Genomic DNA, 12768 nt, shown 5'->3' with positions numbered 1-12768 from the left:
TATAAAATTCAATCTGTTACACCAAAAAAAGTTATATAACATACATTTAACGTTTTATAACAAATCTGTTAAGACGTTGCCAAAAAATAACACTTTGCTAGTAAGCATAAGATCAAACTTTAGGATATAGATAACTTTTCAAAATTTTGTAGCATTGCAAATAAGATGTAGTATTCTATATGTTATCTTTGAAAGCATTAAAAATTTCAACATGAATAAAAAGGTCATTCTAATGATTTTAGACGGCTGGGGAAAATCGCCAGACCCAAAAGTTTCAGCAATAGACAACGCAGAAACGCCCTTTATTGATTCACTTTACAGCAAATATCCTAGTGCTAGTTTGCGCACTGACGGTCTTCATGTAGGCTTACCTGAAGGACAAATGGGTAATAGTGAAGTTGGCCATATGAATTTAGGTGCTGGTCGAATAGTCTATCAGGATTTAGTGAAAATTAACCTTGCGGTCCAAAATAAAACGCTTCAAGAGGAGGACGTATTACAGGATGCTTTTAAATATGCCAAAACCAATACTAAGAAAGTTCACTTTTTGGGATTAGTAAGTGATGGAGGTGTTCATTCGCACATTAATCATCTTTTTGGACTTCTAGAAGCTGCACATGAATTTGGCTTAGAAGAGGTTTTTGTTCATGCGTTTACCGATGGTAGAGATGTTGACCCAAAATCTGGCTATGGTTTTATTTCAGAATTGCAAGATCATCTAGAAAAGACCACAGGGAAACTAGCGACTGTAACAGGTCGTTACTATGCTATGGATAGAGATAAACGCTGGGAACGTGTTAAACTTGCTTATGATGCTATTGTAAAAGGAGATGGCATTGTTACTACAAACGTTTTAAAATCTATTCAAAACAACTACGAGGATAATATAACCGACGAATTTCTTAAGCCTATGATCGTTTCTGATGACGATGGAAACCCTTTGGCTAAGATTAGTGAAGATGATGTCATTATATTTTTTAATTTTAGAACCGATCGTGGACGTCAGCTAACACAAGCACTATCCCAAGAAGATTTTCATGAGCATAACATGCACAAGCTTAAATTACACTATGTAACTTTAACTAATTATGACGATAGCTTTAAGGGTATCAATGTGGTTTTCAACAAAGAAAATCTTACAGAAACTCTTGGTGAAGTATTAGAAAAGCACAATAAAAAACAGATAAGAATTGCCGAAACCGAAAAATACCCTCACGTGACATTTTTCTTTTCAGGTGGACGTGAAGAACCTTTTAATGGTGAAACCAGAATTTTAAGAAATTCACCTAAAGTTGCCACTTACGATTTAAAACCTGAAATGAGTGCCTATGAATTGCGAGATGCGCTAATTCCAGAATTAGAAAGTCAGGATACTGACTTTATTTGTTTAAATTTTGCAAACGGCGATATGGTAGGCCATACCGGAGTCATGGAGGCTGCAATAAAAGCGTGTGAAGCTGTTGACACTTGTGTTAAAGATGTTGTTACAAGTGCTTTGAAAAATGACTATACGACTATACTCATTGCAGATCATGGTAATTGTGAAACCATGATCAATCCTGATGGCTCACCTAATACGGCTCATACTACAAATCCAGTACCTATAATTTTGATAGACAGTGATATCAAAGACTTAGAGGATGGTATTCTGGGTGATATCGCACCAACAATTTTAAAATTAATCGGTATACCACAACCAGAATCCATGACACAACATAGTCTTGTATAAAGTTGGTAATATTGTACCTTTGCCCAAAATTGAAGTAATAGCATGAATTTTCAGGATAGATTGATAATAGCAGTTGATTTCGATGGCACCATTGTTGAGGATGCCTATCCAAAAATTGGAAAAACACGAATTTTTGCTTTCGAAACCTTGAAACGGCTACAGCAAGATGGTCACAGACTTATTCTTTGGACCTATAGATGTGGCTCTAAGCTCCAGGAGGCCGTTGATTTCTGTAAAGACAATGGCATTGAATTTTATGCTGTAAACGCCAGTTTCCCTGAGGAAAAATTCGACGATACAAGAAGTAGAAAAATTCATGCAGACCTATTTATAGATGACCGTAATATTGGTGGCATTCTAGGCTGGGGCGAAGTGTATCAGCTAATCACCAACGAAAAGCCAGAAATAAAAATGCCTAAGAAAAAATGGTGGCCGTTTTAAAATAGCTTTTGTCAGAGCAATTCAAAATAGGCCTTATCTATACTTTCCCTATGATCTGGATGCGCAATATTAACAAGCGCCTTGACACGTTCTTTTATCGTTTTTCCAAATAAATTCGCAATACCATATTCTGTAACGACATAGTGTACATGGGCCCTCGTCGTTACAACACCTGCACCCATTTTTAAGACTGGCACTATTCTACTTATACCTTTTCGCGTTACAGAAGGTAATGCAATTATAGCTTTACCACCATCGCTTAAAGAGGCACCACGAATAAAATCCATTTGCCCACCAACACCAGAGTACATAAAAGAACCAATAGAGTCTGCGCAAACCTGACCAGTGACATCAATTTCTATGGCAGAATTAATGGCTACCATTCTTGGATTTTGCTTAATATATGAAGTGTTATTTGTATAATTAGATGCTCTCATTTCCACAAATGGATTATCATCTACATAATCGTACAAACGCCTCGAACCCATTAAAAACGTCGTTAGGGCTCTACCTCTATTAATCTTTTTATAATTGCCATTTATGACATCACTTAATATCAAATCAATAACACCATCAGAAAACATCTCGGTATGCAAGCCTAAATCTTTATGATTGGTCAACCGCGTTAAAACCGCATTAGGTATGGAACCAATTCCCATTTGAAGTGTGCTTCTATCTTCAATTAAGCTAGCTACATTATCGCCTATTTTACTTTCAACTTCAGTCGGTTGTGCCATGTCCATTGTAGGAATAGCATCATCACATTCTACAAAATAGTCAATCTCAGTATGGTGAATTATTCCAGCACCATGGGTACGTGGCATATTTTTATTGACTTGAGCTATAACAATACTCGCATTGTCTATTGCGGCTAATGTTGCTTCTACAGAGACACCTAAAGAACAATAACCATGTTGATCCGGAACTGACACATGAATCAGAACAACATCTAGATCAATAATATTTTGATGAAACAAGCGTGGTACTTCACTTAAAAAAACCGGAGTATAAGAACCATTACCTGCTTTAAGTGTATGCCTAACATTTTTACCTATGAAAAAAGAATTTACATGAAAACTATCTTTCAGTTTAGGATCTGCATAAGGTGCTTCACCCTCAGTATGTAACTGACATATTTCAACATTTCTGAGCTCTTCATGCCTTTCAGACATCGCTTTAATCAAAGTCTGAGGAGCAGCCGCAGCCGCTTGTATATATACCTTATTGTTGGATTTTATGACTTTTACAGCTTCTTCAGCACTAACTGTTTTATACATTTTTTTATTTTTTTTAGATTACAAACTTACCTCACAAAAGGTAGAAAAAAACTGTCATTTATCATGTTTATGTAATATTTTAAAATTGTTATAATTACCTATCTTTGCCAATCAAATAAAGCGTTATGATTATTGTAAAGACTTTAGAGGAAATTGAATTGATGCGCCAAAGTGCTCTTATTGTATCCAAAACACTTGGCATGTTGGCAAAAGAGGTAAAAGAAGGTGTTACAACTAATCATCTCGATACTATTGCAGAAGAATTCATAAGAGATTATGGTGCCCTACCTGGTTTTAAAGGGTTATATGATTGTCCATCAACCTTGCTCTGCAGTGTTAATGAAGCAGTAGTTCACGGTCTACCCACAGACAAACCATTGAAAGATGGTGATATCGTGTCTATCGATTGTGGCGCATTGATGAATGGTTTTTATGGCGATCATGCCTATACTTTTGAGATTGGTGATGTCCCTGAGGACACCAAGAAGCTTATTCAAGTAACTAAGGAGTCCCTTTATGTTGGTATCCAACAATTAAAAGTGGGTAACCGTGTTGGAGATGTTGGTTATGCCATACAACAATATTGTGAAGCCGAAGGATACGGTGTGGTTCGTGAATTGGTAGGGCATGGCATTGGCAGAAAAATGCATGAAGACCCAGAGATGCCGAACTATGGAAAACGTGGCAGAGGAAAGAAGTTTATAGAGGGCATGGTTGTGGCCATAGAGCCCATGATAAATATGGGAACTCACAAAGTAAAGCAACTTAAGGATGGTTGGACCATTGTTACCCAAGATGGTAAACCAAGCGTACATTTTGAGCACGATGTCGCCATAATAGATGGTCAACCTGAAATTCTATCGACATTTGCCTATGTCCATGAAGCCTTAGGCATTACTTCTAATGAAGAAGATGCTTTTAGGCAAAAAGCGTTAGTGCTTTAAGATGAGATCTATTTTTAAATTTTTTCTGAATCTTTTTCCCAGGCCACTTTTAATACGGCTCAGTTATATTATCAGACCCTTATTGGAGTTATTTTTAAGAGGAAGTCGCTTTACAGATCCGATTGACAGTAAGAACTTCAGATCTTTTTTACCATATGGTTATGTAAAACAACGGCCAAATATATTATCGCCTTCAACACTTTCATTAGAAAGACATCGATTACTTTGGTTGTATTTAAAAAACGAAACCCACTTTTTTTCAGAGGACTTAAAAGTGCTTCATTTTGCGCCAGAACAATGCTTCTTAAAACGCTTTAGAAAATTAAATAATCTAGATTACACCACTACGGACTTATTATCGCCAATTGCTGATGTCAAAGCAGACATCTGTGATCTTCCTTTTGAAGATAATAGCTACGACGTCATTCTCTGTAATCATGTGTTAGAGCATATACCAGATGACACCAAAGCCATGCAAGAGTTATATCGCGTTATGAAACCCGGTGGTTGGGGTATTTTCCAAATTCCGCAAGATCTAAATCGTGAAACGACGTTTGAAGACGACACCATAACAGATAAAGCAGAACGTGCTAAAATTTTTGGACAGTATGATCATGTAAGGATTTACGGCCGTGATTATTTTAACAAACTTCGATCTATTGGATTTAAGGTAGAAGAAGTTGATTACACCAAACAACTTGCCAAAGAAGACATCGATAGATATCGACTAGCTTCTGGTGAAATTATTCCCTTAGTATATAAATAATTTTCTTTTGACTTTAAGGAATCGTATTTTTATACGTCCAAGAGAAAAAGAAAATATTACTATGAAAAAATTAATTTACATTTTAAGTATCAGCTTATTGTTTAGCTGCCATAACCAAGCACAAGTCAATCCGAAACAACAAGAAGTTATAGATGCAGAACCTGTTGTTGTACCATTAGAGAATGGTAAAGCGAGAGCCTATTTTGCAAGTGGGTGCTTTTGGTGTGTTGAAGCCATTTATGAAAGTGTGAAAGGTGTTGACGAAGTTATCAATGGGTACTCTGGTGGGTTTACAACCGACATTAATTACAAGAAAAGTAATACAGGAAGAACAGGACACGCAGAGGCCGTAGAAGTCATATATGACCCAGAAGTAGTGAGTTTTGCTACTTTAGTTGATGTGTATTTTGGATCTCAAAACCCAACACAAGTTAATGGTCAAGGACCAGATAAAGGGTCTCAATACCGTTCCATTATTTTTTACCAAGACCAAGATCAAAAGAAAATCGTCGAAGAGAAAAAAGTCGCTCTTGCGAAGCAACTAGATGCTGAGATTGCTGCCGAAATTTACCCTTTTCAAAAATTTTATGAAGGTGAGGCGTATCATCAAGATTTTGAAAAAAGAAATCCAAATCAAAGCTATATCAGAGCCGTCTCTATACCAAGGTTAAATCGTTTTAAGGCAAAGTTTCCTGAGTTATTGAAAGATGATGAAAAGCACTAATATGACGTCCGTTAGATTTTCTAGCGGATTTTTTTTTGAATCAAAAAGTTTATAACACGGTATAAAAATTTACGCTTACCTTTCCTATTATGAAGAAATCAATTTTTATTCTCCTTGTTATTGTATTTGTGACCGGATTAAGAAATAATGTTTTCGCCCAAAATTACATCAAACAAATTGATAGTATTTATTCCGATATTCTATCAGAAGAAAGATCATTTTATATTCATCTGCCAAAAAAGACAGACAAAATCTATCCCGTACTCTATCTTCTCGATGGCCGTTCTAATTTTGATGCTGTCCTAGCTATAACCAAGCATCTCAAAAGGCACGGTCAGATCCCAGAAATGATAATAATAGGGATACACAATACAAACAGAACACTCGATTTAACACCATCCGCAATGCAAGTGTCTCGACAAGGGCAGCCTATTCCAAAAGGCACAAATGGTGGAGGTGAAAACTTTACAAATTTTCTAAAAGAAGAACTTATTCCTTATATAGAAAAAACCTATCCTGCATCATCTCACAGAACATTAATTGGGCATTCTTTAGGAGGATTACTAGCCATAAATACGCTGATTCACACATCTGATCTATTCAATAATTATATTGCAATTGATCCAAGTCTTTGGTGGGACAATACAAAACTATTAAAAGAAACAAATGCGATATTAGCCCATAAAGATTTTAAAAACCAATCACTTTATCTGGCGGTTGCTAATACACTTAGAGACGACATGACTTTTGACCGTGTTGAAAAAGACACAACTAACGCCACGAGTCATATTAGAGCTATTTTAGATTTCACAAAAACTTTGACTAAAGAAACCTGTAACGAATTAAGATTTAACTGGAAATATTATAAAAATGAGAACCATGGCAGTATTCCATTTGCTGCAGAATATGACGGTTTGAAATCCGTTTTCTCTTGGTATAATTTCAATATAAATGACGAATTTAGAAAACCTATTGCTACACCAAAATATCTAATTAACTACATAGAAAATCACTATACCAAAGCTTCCGAATATTTCGGGTATACTGTAAAACCTAAAGAGTCATTTATAAATCAACTAGGTTATCGATTTCTCGACCCGTCTAATTCTGATAATATGGCGAAATCTTTCGCTTTTTTTGATTTAAACATTAAGAATTATCCTAAAAGCGCTAATGTTTATGATTCAATGGCAGATTATTATGAAAAGCAAAATGATCTTGTTAGTGCTTTGAAGTTTGCCTCTAAAGCCTTTGAAATAAATAAAAACACATTATATAAGACTAGAGTAGAAAGTCTTAAAAAGCAGATTAATTAAGAGTATCATAAATAGAAACTCAAACTTTTAAAGCTTTTATCTCAAATAACATAGGAAATAATTGATCTTTCATCTTATACATGCCATTTTCTAATTGTATTAGATCTGGAAACACATCATAAGGACTTTCATCATATTCATTGAGGTATTCAACTTGTAATCCCGCTTCTATTAGTGCATTAACAACCTCACTTAATCCGTGATTCCAACCATATTCCTTACTGACCATTTTTGAAGATTGGTCTGCATACGTTCCTTCATACTCATCATAAATAACGTCTTCTTGGTTATAGTGATACTTCATTTCGGGTTGTCCATCAACATAATCAAACATCCAAAGTATCGGATGAAATTCTACGATGTAAAATGCACCTCCAACTTTAAGACGTTCTGAAATCATTTTTGCCCAAGGCTTTAAATCTGGCAACCAACCTATAGTGCCATAACTGGTATATACAATATCAAAAGTTTTAGTAACATGTTGGGATGTATCTAATACATTACAACATACAAATTCAGCATCGAGATTTAATTCTTGGTTTAACTCCCTAGCTAATTTCACCCCTTCATCGCTCAAATCGACTCCAACACATTGTGCTCCCATTCTGCTCCAACTTAGAGTGTCTTGACCAAAATGACATTGTAGATGCAATAACGACTTACCACTAACATCCCCAAGAGCCCTTAATTCATAAGGCATCAAAGACGTTTCTCCTGCTTTAAAAGCTTCCATATTGTACATTTCACTTTGAGCATGTATGGCTACTTTTTTATTCCAGGTATCTTTATTTACATCAAAATAATTAGTGTTGTCTTCCATCGTTGGTTAATTTTGCATCAAAATTAAAATTTCTTTTCACATGAAATCATTATACCTTGGTTTGATATGCCTATTATTTGTATTGGCATGTAAATCTGAAAAAAAAGAACCTGTACTTGTAGAAGACCAAAAAGAATTAACCATAGCAGAGAAAATAGCTAATGCACATGGTTTTGAAAACTGGAAAAACGTTACTGAAGTAAAATTCACCTTTAAAGTTGATAGAGATACCATAAAGGGAAAAGGACGATCTTGGGTTTGGAAACCAAAAGAAGACAAAGTAAAAATGACAGCAGGTGAGACTACTGTTGAGTATATAAGAAGCCAAATGGATAGTACGCATATGAGAACGGATAGAGGCTTTATCAATGATAAATATTGGCTACTGGTGCCTTTTCAATTGGTTTGGGACACATCGGCAACGATTTCAGAGCCTAAAAAAGCGGAGTCACCAATTCATAAAGAACAATTGGATATGATTACCATATTATACGCCAACGAGGGAGGCTATACACCTGGAGATGCTTACGACATTTATTATGATGACAATTATATGATTAAAGAATGGGTCTTTAGAAAAGGGAATTCAGAAGAGCCCTCATTAAGCAACACCTTTGAGAACTATAAAGATTTTAATGGCATTAAGATAGCCATTGACCATAAAAAAGATGAAGGTCACTGGAATTTAAACTTTGCTGATGTTAGCATTACATTAGAATAACACAAAATTTAATTTTTGGCATTACTTTTGCAATCTATAATGTAAGTTTCACGTCTGTCGTTTCGACTTAAAACGTATAGCTTACATTTTCCGCCTCGTGCGCCTATATATATTCACTAGCGCTTTATTATTTTTAAAGCGCTTTTTTTATTCCGACCTTTCAAAGGTCATATAGATTATGGGATCTTCTGGAATGCTTGGGTAAAGATTTTCAATTTCAAAAGTTGAACTATTAATAATTTCAAAATCAAATTGAGCTGATATTGGTTCATCAGATTGTGTTGGTGTTAACCAAATCGCATTGTCATCAATTATAAAATTATATTCATCACTAATGTTAGATCCATTTTCATACTTAGTGACCGTATTATCTTCAAAGATAAGTTGTGTTCGTCCTTGTACTGGTGAAGTTTCAATATAAACTCCAGATAATTCATCACTATTATTACTGTCATCATTATTGCAAGACAATAGTGACATAAACAAAAAGAGTGTGAAAAATTTTGTTCTTTTCATATCCTATGTTTTCTTATAAGATGTAGATATTGTCATTTGGTTGCAACATTTTAAACAATTACTTTTTACCCTCTAAAATCGGCCTTTACATGTGCACCATCGCAATATGGCTTATTTTGCGACGCTCCACAACGACAAAAAGCAGTCGTCCTGTTTTTGGTGTCTTCACTACCATCTTTACGCTTAACTTTTAACGTGCCATAAACCAAAAGTGGTCCATTCTCTAAAACTTCAACTTTAGTTTCCAGAGTTTGAGAAGATTGATCATCTTCTTTAGTCATATAATAACTCAAAGCACCCGATGGACATTTTTTAACGGTTTCAACGAGTTCATCTGTAGAAGCTGCATCAATCTTTATCCAAGGTCTTTCTTTTGGTTGAAACACATTAGGTAATCCCTTGACACACAATGCAGAATGAATACATTTTTCAGCTTCCCAGACTATAGTCACTTCACCATTACTATATTCTTTTGTCTTTCCCATAGTATTATTTCTTTCTTTAAAGATAACGAAAATTCTTATCGCTTTAAACACCTTTAATCCTACGCTTTAAATCCTTATTTTTGTTACAAACCGAAAATCAATCTCATATTGTCCGACTATAAACTTGGTCTAGATTACGCCAAACAACAAGACACTCTAGACGAACTATCCAGTTATAGGCAACAGTTTCATATCCCAAAAGACAAACACGGGAATGAACTGATTTACCTTTGTGGTAATTCCTTAGGCTTGCAACCAAAATCTGCAAGAGATTATATAAATCAAGAATTGGAAGACTGGGCAAATCTTGGTGTAGAAGGCCATACAGATGCTAAAAACCCATGGTTACCCTATCATGAATTTTTAACGGAGAGTACAGCAAAATTGGTTGGCGCAAAACCGATTGAAGTGGTTACCATGAATTCGTTAACTGCGAATCTTCATTTTATGATGGCTTCGTTCTACCAACCCACTAAAGAACGTTATAAAATTGTCATTGAAAGCGATGCATTTCCATCGGATAAATACGCGGTCGAATCCCAATTGCGCCACCACGGTTATGATGATAAAGAGGGATTAATTCTTTGGGGTCCAAGAGATAATGAAGAGTTATTGCGCATTGAAGATTTAGAACAAATTCTTGAAGCTCATGGTCATGAAATTGCATTAGTAATGATTGGAGGTGTCAACTATTATACTGGGCAGTTTTTCGACTTAAAGCGTATTACGGAATTAGGACATAAACATGGTTGCAAGGTTGGCTTTGATTGTGCTCACGGTGCTGGAAATGTGGATTTAGACTTGCATAATTCAGGTGCGGACTTTGCCGTTTGGTGTACTTATAAATATTTAAACTCGGGCCCAGGAAGTTTGTCGGGTTGTTTTGTACATGAGCGCCATGCTTACGATAAAAGTTTGAACCGTTTTACCGGCTGGTGGAGCCATAACAAGCAAACACGTTTTAATATGCGTCATGAATTTGACGTTTTACCTGGAGCTGAAGGTTGGCAATTGAGTAATCCGCCAATTCTGTCTATGGCAGCCATTAAAGCGTCATTAGATCTATTTAATAAAGTTGGCTTAGAGCCACTTCTTAACAAATCGAAAAAATTAACAGGTTACTTTGAATTTTTATTAAAAGAACTAGGTGAAGATGTTATTAGAATTATTACACCAGAAAACCCTAATGAACGTGGCTGTCAATTATCAATACAGGTGCTGAACGCCGACAAATCATTACACGACAAATTAACTGAAGCAGGAGTTATAAGTGATTGGAGAGAACCAGATGTGATTAGATGTGCTCCGGTGCCTCTTTATAATTCGTTTGAAGATGTGTATTTAATGGTTGAGAAAATGAAAGCGGTATTAAAGAAAAGCCCATCCTAACTTTCCCAGAAGCAAGGAATTGTTATAGTTTAATATCAAAATAGAATGTTCATTCGATTAAAAAATGAGATCCTGAAACAACACTTCGACAAGCTCAGTGTGACAGTTCAGGATGACAAAAGATAAAATGAGTAATAAACAACAAAACATACTAATTATAGGAGCAGGTCTCTGCGGAAGCTTACTCGCCTTAAGACTTGGACAACGCGGCTATAACGTCAACGTTTATGAAATGCGCCCAGACCTACGACGTACAGATATTTCAGCAGGCCGTTCCATTAACTTAGCATTTTCAGATCGTGGTAATAAGGCTATGAAATTGGTTGGCATAGAGGATCAAGTGAAAGACTTATGTATTCCCATGAATGGCCGAATGCTACATGATAAAGAAGGCAACACCTTTTTATCTAATTATAGTGGTCGCGATTATGAGTATATCAATTCTATTTCGAGACAAGAACTTAATTCCCTATTACTTGATGAAGCCGAAAAGCATGAGAACGTAAAAATTCATTTTAATAAAAAATGTAAATCCGTCAATTTTGAAAAAACCACGGCACTATTTCAAGATTACCAGACTAAAGCCGAATTTATTGAAGATTCAGATTGTATTATAGCAACTGATGGTGCAGGTTCGGCATTACGAAAAAGTTACTTTCTAGAGAAAAAATTCTTATTTAGTTTCTCTCAGCAATGGTTAAGTCATGGCTATAAAGAGTTAAGCATCCTACCAAATGCTGATGGCAGTTATAAAACTTATAAAAATGCACTTCATATTTGGCCAAGAGGTGACTTTATGGTCATTGCACTACCCAATTTAGACGGAAGCTTCACGGTAACACTCTTCCTTAGTTACGATGAAGGCGAATACAATTTCAATAATTTGACAACGCCGGAAATAGTCACAGAGTTTTTCAAAAAAGAATTTCCAGATGCCTTAGAATTAATGCCCAATCTTATTAAAGACTTTTTTGAAAACCCAACAGCACCTCTAGGCACTGTAAAATGTTCTCCTTGGCATTATAAAGGGAATACATTGTTAATGGGAGATTCTGCACATGCTATTGTACCTTTTTACGGTCAAGGGATGAATGCTTCTTTTGAAGATGTTGTAGAATTTGATGCTATTTTAGACAAGCACGAAGGCCATTGGGAAACCGTCTTTTCGGAATATGATAAAGTAAGAAAGAAAGATACCGATGCGATTGCGGATTTAGCCATTGACAATTTTCATGAAATGAAAGATCATGTTGGTCAGGCCATATTTCAAGAGAAACGAAAAATTGAAATGGCGCTTGAGAAAGCATTTCCAGAAGATTATTCATCCAAATATAGCTTAGTGACCTTTAATGAAGATATTGGCTATAGAGAAGCTATGCTTAGAGGACGCGCACAAGATAAAGCCATTTTAAATATGTTAGCTGATGGAGAGGTCTCGACAGAGTTTATCCTGAGCGGAGACGAAGGGCTCGATATGACATATAAGGAAGTATTAAAAGATATTTTAGACAAAGTAAAAACTGAAACCGAAGCGATTTTAGAGGATGATAAAATTGCTGGGTTACATTAAAATTAAAATGTCATTACGAGGAACGCAGTGACGTGGTAATCTTTTAACTAGAAGTTATAATTAGCAGATT

At 35.5% G+C, this 12768-nt stretch carries 13 protein-coding genes; 9 read left to right on the top strand and 4 right to left on the bottom strand.

Annotated elements, in window-relative coordinates:
• Positions 1–211 precede the first annotated feature (211 nt).
• Together gpmI and H7F21_RS14955 are read left to right on the top strand one after the other, a co-directional pair.
• Complete coding sequence (gene gpmI, locus H7F21_RS14960; RefSeq protein ID WP_185790113.1) at positions 212–1729, top strand: 2,3-bisphosphoglycerate-independent phosphoglycerate mutase; 1518 nt, start codon at positions 212–214, stop codon at positions 1727–1729.
• Between the two features lie 42 nt (positions 1730–1771).
• Positions 1772–2170, top strand: a complete 399-nt coding sequence (locus tag H7F21_RS14955) for a BT0820 family HAD-type phosphatase (protein ID WP_185790112.1) — start codon at positions 1772–1774, stop codon at positions 2168–2170.
• Positions 2171–2181: 11 nt separating this feature from the next.
• Here the strand turns inward: H7F21_RS14955 and H7F21_RS14950 are convergent, their stop codons facing one another.
• Positions 2182–3447 carry an acetyl-CoA hydrolase/transferase family protein gene (locus tag H7F21_RS14950; protein WP_185790111.1) on the bottom strand — a complete coding sequence of 422 codons (1266 nt, stop codon included), beginning with the start codon at positions 3445–3447 and terminating at the stop codon, positions 2182–2184.
• Between the two features lie 125 nt (positions 3448–3572).
• On the opposite strand from H7F21_RS14950, the gene map reads away from it, so the two are divergent.
• The 4 genes from map to H7F21_RS14930 all read left to right on the top strand — a co-directional run bounded on the left by map (position 3573) and on the right by H7F21_RS14930 (position 7197).
• The gene (map, locus tag H7F21_RS14945) at positions 3573–4391 is read left to right on the top strand and encodes a type I methionyl aminopeptidase (protein ID WP_185790110.1); all 819 of its coding nucleotides are present in this window, start codon (positions 3573–3575) and stop codon (positions 4389–4391) included.
• Between the two features lies 1 nt (position 4392).
• Positions 4393–5157, top strand: a complete 765-nt coding sequence (locus H7F21_RS14940) for a class I SAM-dependent methyltransferase (protein ID WP_185790109.1) — start codon at positions 4393–4395, stop codon at positions 5155–5157.
• Positions 5158–5218: 61 nt separating this feature from the next.
• A complete protein-coding gene (msrA, locus tag H7F21_RS14935; RefSeq protein WP_185790108.1) occupies positions 5219–5881 on the top strand; it encodes a peptide-methionine (S)-S-oxide reductase MsrA in 663 nt (220 codons plus the stop codon).
• An 89-nt stretch (positions 5882–5970) separates the two neighbouring features.
• On the top strand, positions 5971–7197 hold the full coding sequence (locus tag H7F21_RS14930; protein WP_185790107.1) for an alpha/beta hydrolase: 1227 nt from the start codon (positions 5971–5973) through the stop codon (positions 7195–7197).
• A gap of 19 nt (positions 7198–7216) precedes the next feature.
• Here H7F21_RS14930 and H7F21_RS14925 read toward each other — a convergent pair whose 3' ends face one another.
• A complete protein-coding gene (locus H7F21_RS14925) occupies positions 7217–8017 on the bottom strand; it encodes a class I SAM-dependent methyltransferase (RefSeq protein ID WP_185790106.1) in 801 nt (266 codons plus the stop codon).
• Positions 8018–8057: 40 nt separating this feature from the next.
• Here H7F21_RS14925 and H7F21_RS14920 point away from each other — a divergent pair, with 40 nt between their 5' ends.
• Positions 8058–8738: a hypothetical protein gene (locus H7F21_RS14920; RefSeq protein ID WP_185790105.1), complete on the top strand. Its 681-nt coding sequence runs from the start codon at positions 8058–8060 to the stop codon at positions 8736–8738.
• Positions 8739–8885: 147 nt separating this feature from the next.
• Here H7F21_RS14920 and H7F21_RS14915 read toward each other — a convergent pair whose 3' ends face one another.
• Both H7F21_RS14915 and H7F21_RS14910 read right to left on the bottom strand, forming a co-directional pair.
• Positions 8886–9254, bottom strand: coding sequence for a hypothetical protein (locus H7F21_RS14915; protein ID WP_185790104.1), 369 nt, complete (start codon positions 9252–9254; stop codon positions 8886–8888).
• Between the two features lie 65 nt (positions 9255–9319).
• A complete protein-coding gene (locus H7F21_RS14910) occupies positions 9320–9739 on the bottom strand; it encodes a (4Fe-4S)-binding protein (RefSeq protein WP_185790103.1) in 420 nt (139 codons plus the stop codon).
• A gap of 108 nt (positions 9740–9847) precedes the next feature.
• On the opposite strand from H7F21_RS14910, the gene kynU reads away from it, so the two are divergent.
• Together kynU and H7F21_RS14900 are read left to right on the top strand one after the other, a co-directional pair.
• Positions 9848–11128 (top strand): kynureninase, encoded by a 1281-nt coding sequence (gene kynU, locus H7F21_RS14905; RefSeq protein ID WP_185790102.1) that lies wholly within the window; start codon positions 9848–9850, stop codon positions 11126–11128.
• Positions 11129–11255: 127 nt separating this feature from the next.
• Positions 11256–12698, top strand: a complete 1443-nt coding sequence (locus tag H7F21_RS14900) for an FAD-dependent oxidoreductase (protein WP_185790101.1) — start codon at positions 11256–11258, stop codon at positions 12696–12698.
• Positions 12699–12768 lie beyond the last annotated feature (70 nt).

Source organism: Winogradskyella flava (genome assembly GCF_014243395.1).
Lineage (GTDB): Bacteria > Bacteroidota > Bacteroidia > Flavobacteriales > Flavobacteriaceae > Winogradskyella > Winogradskyella flava.
This window is presented reverse-complemented; position numbering and strand designations above follow the sequence as displayed.

Bases quoted from the DNA above. Each gene is read 5' to 3' on its own strand.
- H7F21_RS14940 (WP_185790109.1), top strand. From the start codon at position 4,393: ATGAGATCTATTTTTAAATTTTTTCTGAATCTTTTTCCCAGGCCACTT.
- map (WP_185790110.1), top strand. From the start codon at position 3,573: ATGATTATTGTAAAGACTTTAGAGGAAATTGAATTGATGCGCCAAAGT.
- H7F21_RS14950 (WP_185790111.1), bottom strand. From the start codon at position 3,447: ATGTATAAAACAGTTAGTGCTGAAGAAGCTGTAAAAGTCATAAAATCC.
- H7F21_RS14910 (WP_185790103.1), bottom strand. From the start codon at position 9,739: ATGGGAAAGACAAAAGAATATAGTAATGGTGAAGTGACTATAGTCTGG.
- H7F21_RS14920 (WP_185790105.1), top strand. From the start codon at position 8,058: ATGAAATCATTATACCTTGGTTTGATATGCCTATTATTTGTATTGGCA.
- H7F21_RS14900 (WP_185790101.1), top strand. From the start codon at position 11,256: ATGAGTAATAAACAACAAAACATACTAATTATAGGAGCAGGTCTCTGC.
- H7F21_RS14915 (WP_185790104.1), bottom strand. From the start codon at position 9,254: ATGAAAAGAACAAAATTTTTCACACTCTTTTTGTTTATGTCACTATTG.
- msrA (WP_185790108.1), top strand. From the start codon at position 5,219: ATGAAAAAATTAATTTACATTTTAAGTATCAGCTTATTGTTTAGCTGC.
- H7F21_RS14925 (WP_185790106.1), bottom strand. From the start codon at position 8,017: ATGGAAGACAACACTAATTATTTTGATGTAAATAAAGATACCTGGAAT.
- H7F21_RS14930 (WP_185790107.1), top strand. From the start codon at position 5,971: ATGAAGAAATCAATTTTTATTCTCCTTGTTATTGTATTTGTGACCGGA.
- H7F21_RS14955 (WP_185790112.1), top strand. From the start codon at position 1,772: ATGAATTTTCAGGATAGATTGATAATAGCAGTTGATTTCGATGGCACC.
- gpmI (WP_185790113.1), top strand. From the start codon at position 212: ATGAATAAAAAGGTCATTCTAATGATTTTAGACGGCTGGGGAAAATCG.